Origin of the sequence: Streptomyces sp. AK08-02 (assembly GCF_033795085.1) — a bacterium.
Taxonomy (GTDB): Bacteria; Actinomycetota; Actinomycetes; order Streptomycetales; family Streptomycetaceae; genus Streptomyces; species Streptomyces echiniscabiei.
This window is the reverse complement of the sequence record NZ_JARAZV010000015.1, coordinates 297448-314519: the sequence shown is the minus strand read 5'-3', so window position 1 is coordinate 314519 and position 17072 is coordinate 297448. Positions and strand designations below refer to the sequence as shown.

Sequence of the window (17072 nt, the reverse complement as noted above, 5' to 3'; positions counted from 1 at the left end):
TTCGTCGCGTCCGCTCAGTATGCCCTCACCGCACCCCCGCAACCAGGCCCTCTGCCCCACCGGTCCCGCCCATATCCCCCACTGTCGTGATCAATCCGCAACCAATTCCGGTCTTGACCGAGACCTAACAAGTGAGCACGTGAATACGCTCGGGCACATGGCCGACTCACCGACACCGTCACCGTCCTCCGCCGCCCCCGTGTACGTCATCGGCGGTGGACCCGGCGGTCTCGCCGTCGCCTACGCACTGAAGGCCCAGGGTGTTCGGGCCGTCGTGCTGGAGCGGGGCGACCAGGTCGGCTCGTCCTGGCGGCGCCACTACGACCGGCTGCACCTGCACACCACCCGGCGGCTGTCCTCGCTGCCGGGGCTGGCGATGCCGCGTTCCTTCGGGCGGTGGGTGGCCCGGGACGACGTGGTCCGGTACCTGGAGAAGTACGCCGAGCACCACGAGCTGGAGGTCGTCACCGGCGTCGAGGTGTCCCGCGTCGAGCGGACCGCCGACGGCACCGGCTGGCTGCTGCACGCCACCGGCGGGCGCGAGCTGACCGGCAGCGCGGTCGTCGTCGCCACCGGGACCAACCACACCCCCCGGATCCCCGAGTGGCCCGGGCGCGACGCCTACGGCGGCGAGCTGCTGCACGCCGCCCAGTACCGCAACCCGGCCCCCTACGCCGGCCGCGACGTCCTCGTCGTCGGCATCGGCAACACCGGCGCCGAGATCGCCGTCGACCTGGTGGAGGGCGGCGCCTCACGGGTGCGGCTGTCCGTCCGCACCGCCCCGCACATCGTGCGCCGGTCCACGGCCGGCTGGGCGGCCCAGTTCACCGGCATCGTCGTACGACGGCTGCCGGTGCGCCTCGTCGACCGGCTCGCGGGACCGATGGCCAAGCTCAGCGTGCCCGACCTGTCCGCCCACGGGCTGCCCCGCCCCGACACCGGGCTGTACTCGCGCGTCAACGCCGGCTCGATCCCCGTGCAGGACGTCGGTCTCATCGACGCCGTGCGCAAGGGGCGCGTCGAGATCGTGGCCGCCGTCGAGAGGTTCGAGGACGGCAAGATCGTCCTCGCCGACGGTGAGCACATCGAGCCGGACGCCGTCATCGCCGCCACCGGATATTTCCGGGGCCTGGAACCCCTCGTCGGCCACCTCGACGTGCTCGACGCCCGCGGCAAACCGGTCGTCCACGGGCCCCGGGCCCCGAAGAACGCGCCAGGTCTCTTCTTCAGCGGTTACACCAACCCCATCAGCGGAATGCTCCGGGAAATGGCCATCGACGCGGTACGCATCGCCAAGAAGATCGCGCGGCAGCAGTCCGTCGGGGCGAAGTAGGTCCCTCGCTCCCCAGACAGCCCTTGCGGAGTGCGGGGCCGAACCGTCGGCCCAAGAAGTTCCTCGCACGCCGGTTCCTGACGGAGTGTCAGTTCAGTAACCTGACACTGCGTCAGTTAATTGGCTGTCACACAGGAGCGGGCGGACCGATGCTTGGATCAACCCACGGCACCTTCACCACCGACTCCCGCCGGGCCAGGGTCATCGCCTGCGGCGAGCAGCCCTCGCCCGTCGTGCACGGCAGGCCCGCCGATGTCGACGATCTCGACGTCGGCGGCCGGCCCCTGTACGCCGGCGTACCCGATCTCGACCGGTTCTTCCGGCCCGAGTCCCTGGCGGTGATCGGCGCCTCGGACACCGAGGGCCGGCCGAACACCGGTATCACCAGGCAGTTGCTGGCGTGGGCCGATCGCGTCGGAGCCCGGCTGCATCCGGTGCATCCGACCCGCGAGGCCGTCTTCGGCATACCCTGCTTCCCTTCCGTCGCCGATCTGCCCGAGCAGATCGATCTCGCCGTACTCCTGGTCGCGGACCCCCTTCCCGTGGTCGAGGAGCTCGCCGAGGCCAAGGTGAGGTTCGCCGTCGCCTTCGCCTCCGGGTTCGCGGAGACGGGCGAGGCGGGCGCGGAGGCACAGGCCCGCCTGTCCGACGCCGTCCGCCGCTCCGGCCTGCGGCTGCTCGGCCCGAACACCAACCTCAACGCCTTCGAGAACTTCCGCGAGGACCTCGACGGCCCCGCGATCGCCCTGATCACCCAGTCCGGCCACCAGGGCAGGCCGGTCTTCGCCCTCCAGGAACTCGGCATCCGCCTCTCCCACTGGGCCCCTACCGGCAACGAGGCCGATCTGGAGACCGCCGACTTCATCTCCTACTTCTCGGAGCGCCCCGAGGTGGGCGCCATCGCCTGCTACGTCGAGGGCCTGAAGGACGGCCGCGCCTTCCTCCTCGCCGCCGACCGGGCCGCCCGGCGCGGTGTCCCCGTGGTCGCGGTCAAGGTGGGCCGCACCGAGACCGGCGCCCGCACCGCCGCCTCCCACACCGGCAAACTGACCGGCGCCGACAAGGTGGTGGACGCGGCGATGCGGCAGTACGGGGTGATCCGCGTCGACGGACTCGACCAACTCCAGGACACCTCGGCCCTGTTGGCCCGCGCCCGCCGTCCGCTCGCCGACGGGGTCGCCGTGTGTTCGATCTCGGGCGGCACGGGGGCGCACTTCGCGGACCTGGCGACCGAGGCCGGGCTGCGCCTGCCGCAGCTGTCCGCAGCCAAGCAGGCCGAGCTGCACCAGTGGATACCCGACTACCTGAACGTGGCCAACCCGGTGGACAGCGGCGGGCATCCGGTCGGCGACTGGCGCGGCCGGAAGATCATCGACGCGATCCTCGCCGACCCGGCGGTGGGCGTCCTGGTCTGTCCGATCACCGGGCCCTTTCCGCCGATGAGCGACAGGCTCGCGCAGGACCTCGTGGACGCGGCCGAGCAGACGGACAAGCTGGTGTGCGTGATCTGGGGGTCGCCGGTCGGCACGGAGCCGGCGTACCGCGAGACGCTGCTCGGCTCCTCCCGCGTGGCCACCTTCCGTACCTTCGCGAACTGTGTGACCGCCGTCCGCGCCCATCTCGACCACGCCCGGTTCACCGCCTCCTACCGCTCCCCCTTCGACGAGGCGCCGCGCACCCCGTCGCCCAGTTTCCGCAAGGCGCGGGCGCTGATGCGGCCGGGCGAGACGCTGAGCGAGCACGCCGCCAAGCTGCTGCTGCGGGCGTACGGAATCCGGGTGCCGCGCGAGCAGTTGGTGACCAGCGCGGCGGCGGCCGTCCGGGCGGCGGGGCTGGTGGGCTACCCGGTGGTGATGAAGGCGTCGGGCGGCCAGATCGCGCACAAGACGGAACTCGGGCTGGTGAAGATCGGGCTGACCTCGGCCAGCCAGGTCCGCGACGCCTACCGCGAGCTGACCGACATCGCCCGATACGAGGGCGTGGACCTGGACGGCGTACTCGTGTGCCAGATGGTCGAGCGGGGCGTCGAGATGGTCGTCGGTGTCACGCACGACGAGCTGTTCGGCCCGACGGTGACGGTGGGGCTCGGCGGTGTGCTCGTGGAGGTGCTCCAGGACACCGCCGTACGCGTGCCGCCCTTCGGTGAGGTGCAGGCGCGGGACATGCTGACCGAGCTGCGCGGGCGGGCCCTGCTGGACGGGGTCCGGGGGCGCCCCCCGGCCGACCTGGAGGCGCTCGTCGAGGTCGTCATGCGGGTGCAGCGCATGGCACTGGAACTCGGGGACGAGCTGGCGGAGCTGGACATCAACCCGCTGATGGTGCTGCCCAGGGGGCAGGGTGCGGTGGCGCTGGACGCGCTGGCGGTGTGCGGGCCGGGTCCGCAGGACCAGGACGTGAACCAGCAGCCGCTCTAGCCGCCACAAGAAACGGAGCAGCACTCCCATGACTTCCTCCCCCGAAGAATCCGGCACGCCGGAAAAATCCGCCGATGCGTCTGAGTCATTGGTACTGCACGCCACTGACAATCAGGTCTCGTGGATCACCCTCAACCGCCCCGAGACTCTCAACGCCATCACCTCTGACCAGCGAGAACGCCTGATCCAACTCTTTTCGGAGGCCTCGGCCGACCCGGCCGTTCGGGCCGTGGTCCTCACCGGCACGGGCAAGGGCTTCTGCACGGGCGCGGACCTGCGAGGCGGCGGGCAGCCGCAGGGCGAACGGATCGCGGGCGACGTGGCCCGGCTCATCCGCCAGGGCGCCCAGCGCCTGATCTCAGCGGTCCTGGACTGCGAGAAGCCGGTGATAGCGGCGGTGAACGGCACGGCGGCCGGCCTCGGTGCCCACCTGGCCCTCGCCTGCGACCTGGTCCTGGCGGCCGAACAGGCCCGGTTCATCGAGGTGTTCGTCCGCCGGGGCCTGGTCCCGGACGGCGGTGGCGCGTACCTCCTCCCCCGCCTGATCGGCCCCCGGCGCGCGAAGGAACTGATGTTCTTCGGCGACGCGCTGACGGCCCCGGACGCGGAACGCCTGGGCCTGGTCAACCGGGTCGTACCGGCCGAGGACCTCCACAAGACGGCCCGTGAGTGGGCGGAACGCCTGGCCACCGGTCCGACCCGCGCCCTCGCCCTCACCAAGCAGCTGATCAACGCCTCCCTGGACTCGGACCGCGCGACGGCGTTCGCCGCCGAGGCCACGGCGCAGGAGATCAACATGACGACGGCGGACGCGCGGGAAGGGGTGGCGAGCTTCGTGGAACGCCGAACCCCTCACTACACCGGCAGCTGACTGCCCTGTGGGGCTTCACTTCTGACGCTCCGTCAGTTCCAATGGAACCTATGTTGGGACAAGCGGGAATGGCGGCGGCTGCCGTCCGTTATCTCAGATCGGCCGGCGCACCCACCGTCGCGGCGTCCGTCGAAGCGCTGCCCCGCCCCGCCTTACGGGCGGTCGGCGACGACGAACGGGCGCCGATCCCCCCGGCCGAATTCCGGCGCGTACTGGGCAACTTCGCCACCGGCGTCACCATCATCACCGCCCCGCCCGCCGAGGGCGGGACCACCCCCGCCGGATTCGCCTGCCAGTCCTTCTCGGCTCTCTCCCTCGACCCGCCCCTCGTCGTCTTCATGGTCGGCCGTACGTCGAGGACCTGGCCGCTCATCGCCCGCGCGGGCGTCTTCTGCGTCAACGTACTGGACGCCGGGCAGGGCGAGTTGTGCCGTGGGTTCGCGAGAAGCGGCACGGACAAGTTCGCGGGCGTCGAGTACGAGCCGACGCCCGCCTCAGGCTCCCCACTCCTCGCAGGCGCCGCCGCCTGGATCGACTGCACGATCCAGGCGGTGCACACGGGAGGCGACCACCTCATCGTGGTGGGGCGGGTGGACGACTTGGGGGCGGGCCCGGAGGACGGGGAGCCCTTGCTGTTCCACCGTGGGCAGTTCACCCGGCTCCGGAGCGACCAGGAAGCCTTCGGGCGACCGCCGCCCTCCACGACGACGTGACTTCGGCGACGCGGGCCGCGTGCAGGGGGCCGACGCGGTCCCTGCCTCGGGGACGACTCGGCCGAGTGCCGGTCCGGTCCACCACCCTCGGGCCCGCCGCCCCCACGGCGTTCAGCGACTCGTTCCTGGTCCGCGGCCCCGTGTGTTCGGCTTGCACTGTGCGGCGGATGCGTGCTGCCCGCTGCCCGAACGCCTCAGGCCGGCGCTCCCACCACCCGAACCGGCCCGCGCCGCCGTATCACCAGCGCCATCAGCGCCGCCGCCGCGCACAGCGCCCCCGACGCGTACCAGACCACGTCGTACGCGCCGAAGACGTCCCGGGCCAGGCCGCCCAGGAAGGCGACGAGCGCCGCGCCCACCTGGTGGGAGGCCAGGACCCAGCCGAAGACGATCGCGCTGTCGTCGCCGTAGTGCTCACGGCACAGGGCGACGGTGGGCGGGACCGTGGCGACCCAGTCGAGGCCGTAGAAGACGATGAAGAAGATCATCGGAGGGTGGACGGAGGGTGCCAGCAGCATCGGGAGGAACAGGAGCGAGACTCCGCGCAGCGCGTAGTACACCGCCAGGAGGCGGCGCGGGTCGTAGCGGTCGGTGAACCAGCCGGAGGCGATCGTGCCGACCACGTCGAAGACGCCGATGACGGCGAGCAGTGAGGCGGCGGCCGTGATGGGCATGCCGTGGTCGTGGGCGGCGGGCACGAAGTGGGTCTGGATCAGGCCGTTCGTCGAGGCTCCGCAGATCGCGAAGGTGCCGGCCAGGAGCCAGAACGGACCCGTGCGCACCGCCGACAGCAGCACCTGGACCGTACGGCGTGCCGCGCCTTGCACGGGAGCCGGTTTCGGTACGAACTCCGTTGCCCCGTACGGCTTCAGGCCCACGTCCGCCGGGTGGTCGCGCAGCAGCAGCCAGACGAAGGGGACGACCGTCAGGGCCGCCAGGGACACGGTCACCGCCGCCGGGCGCCAGTCGTACGTCTCGATGATCCATGAGAGCAGCGGCAGGAAGATCAGCTGGCCGGAGGCCGAGGCGGCGGTCAGGATGCCCGTCACCAGGCCTCGGCGCTCGGTGAACCAGCGGTTGGTGACCGTCGCCGCGAAGGCGAGTGCCATCGAGCCGGTGCCCAGCCCGACCAACAGGCCCCAGCACAGCATCAGTTGCCAGGCCGCCGTCATCCACACGGTGAGGCCGGAGCCGAGGGCGATGATCGCGAGGGCGACCGCGACGACCCGACGGATGCCGAAGCGGTCCATCAGCGCGGCGGCGAAGGGGGCCGTCAGCCCGTAGAGCGCGAGGTTGACGGAGACGGCGGCGCCGATCGTGCCGCGCGACCAGTCGAATTCGTCATGGAGCGGGTCGATGAGCAGTCCGGGCAGGGACCGGAAGGCGGCGGCGCCGATGATCGTCACGAAGGCGACGGCGGCGACGAACCAGGCCCGGTGGACGCGGAGGCGCCCGGCCCGGCCGGGCTTCCGGAGGCGGCCGGAGGCATCAGCGGCGTCGGTGGCGGCATCGGGGGTCTGTCTGGAGGTCGTCGTCACGCTGTCAACCTTCCGACCTGCGGACTCTCCGGGCGAGTGGCCGGAAGGACAGCATTCGCTAGGATCGGGCCATGACCCTGTCTCCGAAAGACACTCGGGAAGACACCCGGGCCGACACGGACTTCCGCCCCCACCGCGTCGTCGTTCTCGCCCTCGACGGTCTGCTCCCCTTCGAGCTGGGCATCCCGCACCGCATCTTCGGCCGCCCCAGGGACGCCCGGCGCCGGCACCTGTACGAGATCGTGACCTGCTCGGTCCGCCCGCCGGGCCCGGTCGAGACCGACGCCGACTTCGCCATCCAGGTCGCCCATGGTCCCGAGGCCCTGGCCACCGCCGACACGGTGATCATCCCGGCGTCGTACGAACTCGGCCCGCTCTTCGAGGAGGGCGTGCTGCCCGACGAACTGGCCGCCGCCCTCGCCCACATCCGGCCGGGCACCCGGCTCGCCTCCATCTGCACGGGCGTGTACGTCCTCGCCGCCGCCGGCTATCTGGACGGCCGCCCGGCCACCACGCACTGGGCCGACGCCGAGCACTTCCAGCGGCTCTTCCCGAGGGTCAGGGTCGACGCGGACGTCCTGTACGTCGACGACGGCGACGTGCTGACCTCGGCCGGCGTCGCGGCCGGTATCGACCTGTGCCTCCACATGGTGCGCCGCGACCACGGCACCGCCGTCGCCAACGAGGTGGCCCGCCGTACGGTCGTACCGCCGCACCGCACCGGCGGACAGGCACAGTACATCCAACGCCCGCTCCCGGAGCCCCAGTTGGCGACCACGACCACCGCCCGCGCCTGGGCGCTCGGCCGCCTCCACGAACCGCTCCAGCTGCGCGACATGGCCGAGCAGGAGTCGATGTCGGTACGTACGTTCACGCGCCGGTTCCGTGAGGAGGTCGGTGTCAGCCCCGGCCAGTGGCTCACCCAGCAGCGGGTGGAGCGGGCCCGGCACCTGCTGGAGTCCACCGACCTGTCCGTCGACCAGGTGGCCCGTGACGCCGGGTTCGGCACGGCCCAGTCGATGCGGCAGCACCTGCAGACGGCGCTCGGGGTCACGCCGACCTCGTACCGCCGTACGTTCCGGGCGTCGGCCCCCGTCCGCTAGGTACCGGGGTCAGAACGTCAGCACCCCCCGCGCGACCCGCCCCGCCTCCGCGTCCCCGACCGCCTTCTCGAAGTCCTCGACCGGGTACGTCTCCGTCACCAACTCGTCGAGCAGCAGCCGCCCTTCGCGGTACAGCTCGGCGTAGAGCGCGATGTCCCGCTGGGGGCGCGAGGAGCCGTAGCGGCAGCCCAGGATCGACTTGTCCAGGTACATCGACGAGACGAGGAAGGACGCCTCGGCGGTCGAGGGCGGTACGCCGAGCAGGATCGCCTGGCCGTGCCGGTCGAGCAGATCGATCGCCTGTCGGACGAGTTCGACCCGGCCGACGCACTCGAAGACATGGTCCGCGCCCGTCGGCAGCACGTCCCGCACGCCCTCCGTCGAGGTCAGGAAGTGGGTCGCGCCGAACCGCCGCGCCACCGCCTCCTTCGCCGGGTTCGCGTCCACGGCGACGATCCGCAGGGCGCCCGCGATCCGGGCGCCCTGGAGGACGTTCAGGCCGACCCCGCCCGTGCCGATGACCACGACGCTGTCCCCGCGGTCGACGCGGGCCCGGTTGAGCACGGCGCCCACCCCGGTCAGCACGCCGCAGCCGATGAGCGCGGCCGACGGCATCGGGATGTCCTTCGGGATGCGTACCGCCTGCACGGCCTTCACCACCGTGCGTTCCGCGAAGGCCGAGTTGGACGCGAACTGGAACACCGGCCGCCCGCCCCGCGTGAACGGCCTGCCGGGCCGCCCGATCGCCTGCCGGCACATGGTCGGCCGGCCCCGGTCGCACTCCGCGCACGCACCGCAGTTCGCGAGCGTCGACAGCGCCACATGGTCCCCGGGCACCACATGCGTGACACCGGCGCCGACCGCCTCCACCATGCCCGCGCCCTCGTGCCCGAGCACCACAGGGACGGGGAAGGGGATGGTCCCGTCCACCACGGAGAGATCGCTGTGGCACAGTCCCGCCGCCGAGATCGCCACCAGCACCTCTCCGGGGCCCGGGTCCCGCACCTCCAGATCATCGACGACCTGGATCTGCTTCCCGTCGAACAGCACACCGCGCATCAGACGACCCCCTTGGGCTCTCGCGGCAGACCGAGCAGGCGCTCGGCGATGATCGTGCGCTGGATCTGGTCGGAGCCGCCGTAGATCGTGTCGGCCCGGGAGAACATGAACAGGTGCTGCGCGGCGTCGAGTTCGTACGGCGCCGAGGGCGTCCAGTCCGACGGCCCGACCCCCGCGCCCGCGCCCCGCACCAGCACCGCCAGCTCTCCCAGCCGCTGGTGCCACCCGCCCCACAGCAGCTTGGCCACACTCGACGCCCCGGCGTCCGCCGAACTCCCCAGGGTGCGCAGCGCGTTCCAGCGCATCGCCCGCAACTCCGCCCACTGCCGGACGAGTCGCTCCCGTACGACGGGATCGGCCACCGCCCCGCTGTCGACGGCGGCCTGCACCACCCGCCCCAACTCCCCGGCGAAACCGATCTGTTGGGCGAGCATGGAGACCCCCCGCTCGAACCCGAGGAGACTCATCGCGACGGTCCAGCCGGCGCCCTCGCCTCCGACGAGATGCTCGGCGCGTGCCTGGGCCCCGTCGAAGAAGACCTCGTTGAACTCGCTGGTCCCGGTCATCTGCCGGATCGGCCGGACCTCGATCCGCCCCGGCTGGTCCATGGGGACGAGCAGAAATCCGAGCCCGCGGTGACGGGCCGACCCCGCTTCCGTACGGGCCAGCACGAAGCACCAGTCGGCCTCGTGGGCCAGGGAGGTCCAGATCTTCTGCCCGGTGATCCGATACGTCCCGTCGGCGCTCCGTTCCGCCTTCGTGCTCACCCCGGCGAGGTCGGACCCCGCGCCGGGCTCGCTGTAGCCCTGGCACCAGAGCTCCTCGCCCGCCGCGATCGGGGGCAGGAACCGCCTGCGCTGCTCATCGGTACCGTGCGCGAGAAGCGTGGGGGCGAGTAGGTTCTCCCCGATGTGCCCGGACCGCGCGGGCGCCCCCGACCGGGCGTACTCCTCGGCCCAGACGACCTGTTGGGTGAGACCGGCGGCCCGGTTCCCGAACCCCGTCTCCCCCCAGGAGAGCCCGATCCACCCGGCCTTCCCGAGAATCCGCTCCCAGGAGCGCCGATCGAGGTCCCCCTCCACATGCGCCCCGAGCCAAGCCCGAGCCTCCGCCCGAAACTCCTCATCCCCGGCGCTGAACCCAAAGTCCACAGACCTCTCCTAATCAACGCAGGACGCGACCGACTCCGGCAGGGGCGCGGGGAACTGCGCGACAAGCCACAACGCACCCGCACCCGCACCCGCCAACCCACAAGCACCCCCGAGTTACTGGGCGTTGGGCCGAGCCCCATCCCGCGCGGCCCGCTCCATCTCCTCCAACCGCACAAGCATCGGCATCGGATCCACCCCCACCGACCCCGGCAAAAACTCCGCGATCGTCTCCGGCGTCCACCCGCCGGAGGCGTACGCCGCCCGCAACTCCCTCGGCTGCGCCCACACCGCGATCTTCGGCCCGGCGACCGTGTAGACCTGCCCGGTGATCCGCTGCTCCTTCGCCCGGTCGGACAGCAGGTACACCACCAGCGCGGCCACGTCCTCCGGCTCCCCGATCTCCGCCAGCTCCATGGGCACGTTCGCCGACATCCGTGTACGCGCGACCGGCGCGACCGCGTTCGCGGTGACCCCGTACTTGTGGAGCCCGAGCGCGGCGCTGCGGACGAGCGAGATGATCCCGCCCTTCGCCGCGCTGTAGTTGGCCTGTGACACCGATCCCTGATGGTTTCCGCTGGTGAACCCGATCAGCGTCCCCGTCCGCTGCTGACGCATCACCGCCGACGCCGCCCGGAACACCGTGAACGTGCCCTTCAGGTGGGTGGCGACGACCGGGTCCCACTCCTCCTCGGACATGTTGAACAGCATCCGCTCGCGCAGGATCCCGGCGACGCACACGACACCGTCCAGGCGGCCGTACGACGACAGCGCCACGTCCACGACCCGCTGACCGCCGGCCATGGTCGACACGTCGTCGGCGACCGCGACGGCGTCCCCGCCCGCCGCCTCGATCTCCTTGACGATGCCGTCGGCGATCTCGCTCGTCGGTGAGGCGCCGTCGATGGAGACCCCGTAGTCGTTGACGACGACCCGGGCCCCCTCGGCCGCCGCGCCCAGCGCCACCGCCCGGCCGATGCCCCGGCCGGCGCCCGTCACGGCGACCACCTTGCCTGCCAAGAAGTTCCCCATGTCCGGCCCCTTCCCGCGGTTTCTGACGGACCGTTAGATTTTATGACCCGTCAGATATCCGGAGGCAAGCCCCGGGAGGGACCGGACTCCAGGAAGGACCGGACTCATGTCATTGCCGGCCGAGTTCCACGCCATCGCCAAACGCGTGAACAACTGGGGGCGTTGGGGGGAGGACGACGAGATCGGCACCCTCAACCTCATCACCGACGCCGTCGTGCGCGCCGCCGCCGCGACCGTCCGCACGGGCCGCCGCATCCCCCTCGCCCTTCCACTCCAGCAGGACGGCGTCCAGACCGGCGCGATCCCGGGTCGGCTGAACCCCGTACACGCCATGGTGCAGATCAACCAGGAGCTGTTCGGACCGCCGGGCGGCGGAACCGTGGCGACCAGCGACGACATCGTCACCCTGGGACTCCAGTGCGCGACCCACTGGGACGCCCTCGCCCACGCCTCCCACTCCGGCAGGCTCTACAACGGGCGCCCGGCGGACACCATCACGGCCCACTCCGGCGCCGAGTTCGCCGGCGTCGACAAGGCACGGCACGTCGTCTCGCGAGGGGTGCTGCTGGACGTGGCCCGGGCGCGGGGCGTCGAGCGGCTCGACGGGGGGCACGCGGTCACCCCGGAGGACCTGGACGCGGCGGAGGAACTGGCGGGCACACGCGTGCGCGCCGGTGACATCGTGCTCGTACGGACGGGGCAGATCCGGGTGTACCTGGCCGGCGACAAGCACGGGTACATGTATCCCTCGCCGGGGTTGTCGGTCCGTACACCGGAGTGGTTCCACGCGCGGGATGTCGCGGCGGTCGCCAACGACACCATCACCTTTGAGATATTTCCGCCGGAGTCGGAGGATCTCTGGCTGCCCGTACACGCGCTCGACCTGGTGGAGATGGGGATGCCGCAGGGTCAGAACTGGAATCTCGAAGAGTTGTCCACAGCCTGTGGACAAGAAAACCGGTACGAGTTCCTGCTGTCGGCGACCCCCGAACCGTTCACGGGTGCCACGGGCAGTCCCGTGGCACCCGTGGCACTCCTCTGACCTCTGTCGGCCGGTCGGCGGCGCGCCATTGCCCACCCCAAGTACGGCATCGCGCGCCGCCACCCGCCTTCGGCGTTCCCGCCCCACCCCCCCCGGGCCCTGAAGGAGCCGACGCCGAATCGCGATCCACACTCGCCGAGGGCCCCCGTCACCGAACCCTCGCCGTCCCCTCACGGCGGATCGCGTTGAACACAAGCGTGTTCACCCGGTCACGTCACGTCAACACCTGTTCGGAGATTTATTACTTACGCCCTTTTTGCGACAACCGCGCACAGGGGCACACCCCGGCGCACCGCACCACACCGGACCGGAAAGGTCGGATTTTCTGCACCGGTGCCCCGCCGAGCGCCGCACCGGGCACAGCCCCACGCACGGCACCCCCGCACGGCGCCCACACAGGGCGCCGCACGCGGCACCACGCGCGGCGGGCAGGCGGCATTGGCGGCATGACAGACGGCAGACCACCCCGCGCGCCGTCACGGCGGCCGCCCCGGTCACACGGCCTCGTACGCCGCCATGCCCCCGTAAGCGGAAGCCGTGACGGTGGTCGCGCCCGTGGCGGTGGCCGTCGCGGCGGACGCGACGGCGGCCGTGGCGACCCCCGGCGCGGCGACGGCGTTTCCGCCCCCGCACGGCGCCGGAGCCGGACAGCGGTCCAGTTCGCACCAGATGCGCTTGCCGACACCCTCGGGGCTCCACCCCCAGCGGTCGGCGAGCCCGTCCACCAGCTCCAGCCCGCGCCCGTTGGTCTCGTCACGCTCGGCATGCCGGGGGGCCGGCGGGCAGGCGCTCAGGTCGACGACCTCCAGCCGTACGATGCCGTCGGCCACGCCCTGGGCGCCGGTCTGCGCCCCGCACACGCCCTGGAACGTCAGCCGCAGCACCGCGGGACGCCCGGTGTGCACCACCGCGTTGGTGACCAGTTCGGAGACGAGCAGGATCAGCGTCTCCGCCAGTGGCTCGTCGTCCGACACCCCGGACCCGGCAAGCCGCGACCGCACCCATCTCCTGGCCCGCCCCACCTCTGCGGGGTCGGGCCGGATCTCCAGCTGCACTTGAAGCACCTGCACCGCTCACACCATCCGAACCGGCGGACACATCGCCTCGCGCCGCACGAGGGCCACGATCGTAGCCATTTTCTGCATGCCCAGAACAACGGTTGGGCCGGCGGCCAGATCGGGGATCACAGAACGTGAGTCCCTTACGAGAAAGCATGGTTGACGTACAGTCACGCCAACAAGCGCTTCGGGCATATTCCAACGCGAAGGAGTACTCCTGCGGCATACTGTGCGACGCTCGCCACCCGCAGTCGAACTGGCGAGCTGGAGACACCGACCCGCCCCGCGAGCGGCGCGCACCGCCGAATCCGGGGGCGCCTCAGGGGCGACACCGGGATGGCTCGACCTCGGAACCACTCGCATGCCACAGAAGGTACCGGAGGGAACACATGACTCCGGGCCGTGACGAGTCCCGCGAAGGACACAACCCGGTATCGACGCTGAGTGATCTCACAACACCTCGGTCACGGTTCGATCCCGCCACGATCGGCGACACCAATCCGGCCAGTACCGCTCCGACCGCCGGTCACAGCGCCTCGGCCAGTAACGCGGAGGCGAGAACCTCCTCACACTCCGTCACCGCACCTGGTCGCCGGGCCCTTACCCAGGCCCGCTTCAGATACAGATGGACGTCCGACTCCCAGGTGAAGCCCATGCCGCCGTGCACCTGAAGGCAGTCGCGGGCGCCACGCACCGCGGCCTCGTCGGCGAGGAGCCGGGCCGCCGCGATGTCCGCCGGATCGACGGTGACGGCGGCCGCGTACACCGCCGCCCGCGCCACCTCTACGCGCACCAGCATCCCGGCGCACAGGTGCTGCACCGCCTGAAAGGCCCCGATCGGCCGCCCGAACTGCTCACGGGTCCGTGCGTGTTGCGCGGCCAGCTCACACACCCGGGCCCCGGTGCCGAGCTGCTCGGCGGCGGTGAGAAGAGACGTCAGGAGTACGTCCGTACGGTCGCCGGAGCCCGGATCCCCGGCTCTGTGCAGGGGCGTGAGCGGATCCACCGACCGCATCCGTACCGCGCCGGCCGCGTCTCCCCGTACGACGTCGGCCGCCGCCAGCCACTCCACCACTCCGCCGGCGTCGACGCCGGTCACCACCGTCTCCCCCGTCGCCGCCCCCGGCACCTCCCCCGCCGCGAGATGCGTGGCGATCAGCGGCCCGGCCAGCAGTACGCGCCCCGCCTCCTCGAACGCCAACACCGCCTCGGGCAGCCCGAGTCCGACCCCGCCCTCCTCTTCCGGCAGCCGCAGCGAGAAGAACCCGGCGTCCCCCAGTTCCCGCCACAGCCCCCGGTCCAGCCGGGGCCCGTCGGCGACGTCCATGGCCGCCCGCAACCGCTCGCGCCCGAACCGCGACGCCAGCAGCCCCCGTACGCCTGTCTGCAACGCCCGCTGATCCTCGGTGAGTTGGAACCGCATCTGCGAAGTCACCGCCCTTTCGGCAGGCCGAGAACGCGTTCGGCCACGATGCTGTGCTGGATCTGGGAGGTGCCGGCGGCGATGGTGTACGACAGCGAGGACAACCGGTCGAGCAGCCAGGGCTGTTCGAGATCCAGCGCCGTGCCGCCCGCACCTCCCAGCACCTCCGCCGCCGCCTCGTACAGCTCCTGCCGGGCATGCGAGTACCGCAGTTTGAAGACGGACGCGCCCACCCCGGGCACGCCCTCGCTCGCCTCGCTCACGTTCCACTGGGTCAGCCGCCACAGCGCCCGGAACTCGGCGTTCAGCCGCCCGAGCCGACGGCGCAGGACAGGGTCGTCCCAGCGGCCGTTCTCCCGTGCCGCCAGGGCGAGTTCGCCCAGCACCCGGCGACAGGCGACCACCTCCCCCACGAACGCCGTACCGCGCTCGAAGGACAGGGTCACCATGGTCACGCGCCAGCCGTCGTTCTCCTCCCCGACCCGGTTGGCGACGGGCACCCGGACCTCGTCGAGGAAGACCTCGGCGAACTCGTTCGACCCGGCGAGCGTGCGCAGCGGCCGTACGGTGACGCCCGGCGCGTCCATGGGCATGGCCAGCCAGGTGATCCCGCGATGCTTGGGCGCCTCCGGGTCGGTCCGCACCAACAGCTCGCACCAGTCGGCGACTTCGGCGTGCGAGGTCCAGATCTTGGAGCCGCTGACCACGTAGTGGTCGCCGTCGCGCCGGGCGCGGGTGCGCAGCGCGGCGAGGTCCGAACCGGCGTCCGGCTCACTGAACCCCTGGCACCAGACCTCCTCGCCGCGCAGCACCGGCGGCAGCCAGCGCGCCCGCTGCTCGTCGGTCCCCTCGGCGGCGACGGTCGGCCCGGCGTGCAGCAGCCCGACGAAGTTCGCCCCCACATAGGGCGCGCCGGCCTTCTCCGTCTCCTCCAGGAAGATCATCCGTACGGCGGGGTCGGCGCCCCAGTGGACCTCGCCGTACCCGGCGTCGTACAGCGTCCGCTGCCAGCCCAGGTCGTACGCCCGCCGCCCGGGCCAGTCGTCGGGCGAGGGCGCGACCGGCAGCGCCGGCAGGACCTTCGCCAGCCATTCCCTCAACCGTGCCCGGAACTCCGCCTCTTGGGGGGTGTCGGCGAGGTCCACTACTTGTCCAGGTCGAGGCCGAGCATGCGGATGGCGTTGCCGCGCATCAGCTTGTAGACGGTCTCGTCGTCGAGGCCCTTCACATGGTCGAGGGCGACCTCCTTGGTGTGCGGGAAGGTCGAGTCGACGTGCGGGTAGTCGGTCTCGAAGGTGGCGTTGTCCCGGCCGACGACGTCGATCGAGGCGACTCCGTGCTTGTCGCGGAAGAAGCAGCAGAAGATCTGCCGGTAGTAGTACGTCGAGGGCGGCTCCGGGATCAGATCCCGCACCCCGCCCCACGCGCGGTGTTCCTGCCACACGTCGTCGGCGCGTTCCAGGGCGTACGGGATCCAGCCCATCTGGCCTTCGCTGTACGCGAGTTTGAGCGTCGGGAACTTCACCAGTACGCCGCTGAACAGGAAGTCCATCATCGACGCCATCGCGTTGTTGAAGCTCAGCGCGGCCTGGACGGCGGGCGGGGCGTCCGGGGAGGCGGCGGGCATCTGACTGCTGCTGCCGATGTGCATGTTGACGACCGTCCCGGTCTCCTCGCACACCGCGAAGAACGGGTCCCAGTAGCCGGAGTGGATCGACGGCAGGCCGAGGTGGGTGGGGATCTCCGAGAAGGTCACCGCCCGCACCCCGCGTTCGGCGTTGCGCCGGATCTCCGCGACCGCCAACTCGACGTCCCACAGAGGGATCAGGCACAGCGGGATCAGCCGGCCGCCGCTGTCGCCGCACCACTCCTCGACCATCCAGTCGTTGTAGGCGCGCACACAGGCCAGCGCGACCTCCTTGTCCTGGGCCTCGGCGAAGGTCTGGCCGCAGAAACGCGGGAAGGTGGGGAAGCAGAGGGAGCCCTCGACATGGTTGAGGTCCATGTCCGCGAGCCGGGCCTTCGGGTCCCAGCAGCCGCGCCGCATCTGTTCGCGGGTGATGCCGTCGAGGGTCATCTCGTCCCGCGAGAACCCGACGGCCGCGATGATCCGCTTGTACGGGAACTGCAGGTCCTCGTACTGCCACCAGTCGGTGACCGGGCCGTCGGGGTCGGTGGTGATCCGGTATTTGCCGCCCACGTAGGCGAGTTCGCCGATTCCGGCGGTGAAGGGCTTCGGCCCTCTGTCCCGGTACTTGGCCGGCAGCCAGGTCTCGAAGAGGTGCGCGGGTTCGATCACGTGGTCGTCGACGCTGATGATGCGGGGCAGTTCGGTCAT

General features: G+C 71.4%; 14 protein-coding genes. 6 read left to right on the top strand and 8 right to left on the bottom strand.

Translation table 11 applies throughout. From position 1 onward, the window contains the following. The first annotated feature begins 157 nt into the window (after nt 1-157). From PV734_RS30920 to PV734_RS30905, 4 genes are all read left to right on the top strand, one after another. Complete coding sequence (locus PV734_RS30920; protein ID WP_319292950.1) at nt 158-1333, top strand: NAD(P)/FAD-dependent oxidoreductase; 1176 nt, start codon at nt 158-160, stop codon at nt 1331-1333. Between the two features lie 149 nt (nt 1334-1482). Continuing rightward, a complete protein-coding gene (locus PV734_RS30915; protein WP_319292948.1) occupies nt 1483-3747 on the top strand; it encodes an acetate--CoA ligase family protein in 2265 nt (754 codons plus the stop codon). A 28-nt stretch (nt 3748-3775) separates the two neighbouring features. Then, nucleotides 3776-4618, top strand: coding sequence for an enoyl-CoA hydratase/isomerase family protein (locus PV734_RS30910; protein ID WP_319292946.1), 843 nt, complete (start codon nt 3776-3778; stop codon nt 4616-4618). 50 nt (nt 4619-4668) lie between these two features. Continuing rightward, complete coding sequence (locus PV734_RS30905; RefSeq protein ID WP_415924295.1) at nt 4669-5331, top strand: flavin reductase family protein; 663 nt, start codon at nt 4669-4671, stop codon at nt 5329-5331. A 194-nt stretch (nt 5332-5525) separates the two neighbouring features. On the opposite strand, the gene PV734_RS30900 is transcribed toward PV734_RS30905, so the two are convergent. Beyond that, the gene (locus PV734_RS30900) at nt 5526-6869 is read right to left on the bottom strand and encodes an MFS transporter (RefSeq protein WP_319292943.1); all 1344 of its coding nucleotides are present in this window, start codon (nt 6867-6869) and stop codon (nt 5526-5528) included. A gap of 71 nt (nt 6870-6940) precedes the next feature. Here PV734_RS30900 and PV734_RS30895 point away from each other — a divergent pair, with 71 nt between their 5' ends. Next, the gene (locus tag PV734_RS30895) at nt 6941-7972 is read left to right on the top strand and encodes a GlxA family transcriptional regulator (protein ID WP_319095399.1); all 1032 of its coding nucleotides are present in this window, start codon (nt 6941-6943) and stop codon (nt 7970-7972) included. 9 nt (nt 7973-7981) lie between these two features. Here the strand turns inward: PV734_RS30895 and PV734_RS30890 are convergent, their stop codons facing one another. The 3 genes from PV734_RS30890 to PV734_RS30880 form a co-directional block, all read right to left on the bottom strand. Next, nucleotides 7982-9031, bottom strand: coding sequence for a Zn-dependent alcohol dehydrogenase (locus tag PV734_RS30890; RefSeq protein ID WP_319095400.1), 1050 nt, complete (start codon nt 9029-9031; stop codon nt 7982-7984). Continuing rightward, on the bottom strand, nt 9031-10182 hold the full coding sequence (locus tag PV734_RS30885) for an acyl-CoA dehydrogenase family protein (protein WP_319095401.1): 1152 nt from the start codon (nt 10180-10182) through the stop codon (nt 9031-9033). The genes PV734_RS30890 and PV734_RS30885 overlap by 1 nt, the downstream gene beginning before the upstream one ends. Nucleotides 10183-10296: 114 nt before the next feature. Further along, the gene (locus PV734_RS30880) at nt 10297-11211 is read right to left on the bottom strand and encodes an SDR family oxidoreductase (protein ID WP_319095402.1); all 915 of its coding nucleotides are present in this window, start codon (nt 11209-11211) and stop codon (nt 10297-10299) included. A gap of 106 nt (nt 11212-11317) precedes the next feature. Between PV734_RS30880 and PV734_RS30875 the strand changes: the two genes are divergently transcribed. Next, entirely contained in the window at nt 11318-12253 is a 936-nt protein-coding gene (locus PV734_RS30875; RefSeq protein ID WP_319292941.1) for a cyclase family protein, read from the top strand. A gap of 494 nt (nt 12254-12747) precedes the next feature. On the opposite strand, the gene PV734_RS30870 is transcribed toward PV734_RS30875, so the two are convergent. From PV734_RS30870 to PV734_RS30855, 4 genes are all read right to left on the bottom strand, one after another. Then, the gene (locus PV734_RS30870; RefSeq protein WP_319292939.1) at nt 12748-13323 is read right to left on the bottom strand and encodes an ATP-binding protein; all 576 of its coding nucleotides are present in this window, start codon (nt 13321-13323) and stop codon (nt 12748-12750) included. 514 nt (nt 13324-13837) lie between these two features. Continuing rightward, nucleotides 13838-14734 carry an acyl-CoA dehydrogenase family protein gene (locus tag PV734_RS30865; protein WP_319292937.1) on the bottom strand — a complete coding sequence of 299 codons (897 nt, stop codon included), beginning with the start codon at nt 14732-14734 and terminating at the stop codon, nt 13838-13840. A gap of 8 nt (nt 14735-14742) precedes the next feature. Continuing rightward, nucleotides 14743-15879, bottom strand: a complete 1137-nt coding sequence (locus PV734_RS30860) for an acyl-CoA dehydrogenase (RefSeq protein ID WP_319292935.1) — start codon at nt 15877-15879, stop codon at nt 14743-14745. After that, on the bottom strand, nt 15879-17072 hold the full coding sequence (locus PV734_RS30855; protein ID WP_319095407.1) for an amidohydrolase family protein: 1194 nt from the start codon (nt 17070-17072) through the stop codon (nt 15879-15881). Before PV734_RS30855 ends, PV734_RS30860 begins: the two co-directional genes overlap by 1 nt.

What these genes read in the sequence shown, in the direction of transcription:
- PV734_RS30920 (WP_319292950.1), top strand. Translation starts at nt 158, where the DNA reads ATGGCCGACTCACCGACACCGTCACCGTCCTCCGCCGCCCCCGTGTAC.
- PV734_RS30915 (WP_319292948.1), top strand. Translation starts at nt 1,483, where the DNA reads ATGCTTGGATCAACCCACGGCACCTTCACCACCGACTCCCGCCGGGCC.
- PV734_RS30910 (WP_319292946.1), top strand. Translation starts at nt 3,776, where the DNA reads ATGACTTCCTCCCCCGAAGAATCCGGCACGCCGGAAAAATCCGCCGAT.
- PV734_RS30905 (WP_415924295.1), top strand. Translation starts at nt 4,669, where the DNA reads ATGTTGGGACAAGCGGGAATGGCGGCGGCTGCCGTCCGTTATCTCAGA.
- PV734_RS30895 (WP_319095399.1), top strand. Translation starts at nt 6,941, where the DNA reads ATGACCCTGTCTCCGAAAGACACTCGGGAAGACACCCGGGCCGACACG.
- PV734_RS30890 (WP_319095400.1), bottom strand. Translation starts at nt 9,031, where the DNA reads ATGCGCGGTGTGCTGTTCGACGGGAAGCAGATCCAGGTCGTCGATGAT.
- PV734_RS30880 (WP_319095402.1), bottom strand. Translation starts at nt 11,211, where the DNA reads ATGGGGAACTTCTTGGCAGGCAAGGTGGTCGCCGTGACGGGCGCCGGC.
- PV734_RS30875 (WP_319292941.1), top strand. Translation starts at nt 11,318, where the DNA reads ATGTCATTGCCGGCCGAGTTCCACGCCATCGCCAAACGCGTGAACAAC.
- PV734_RS30865 (WP_319292937.1), bottom strand. Translation starts at nt 14,734, where the DNA reads ATGCGGTTCCAACTCACCGAGGATCAGCGGGCGTTGCAGACAGGCGTA.
- PV734_RS30855 (WP_319095407.1), bottom strand. Translation starts at nt 17,072, where the DNA reads ATGACCGAACTGCCCCGCATCATCAGCGTCGACGACCACGTGATCGAA.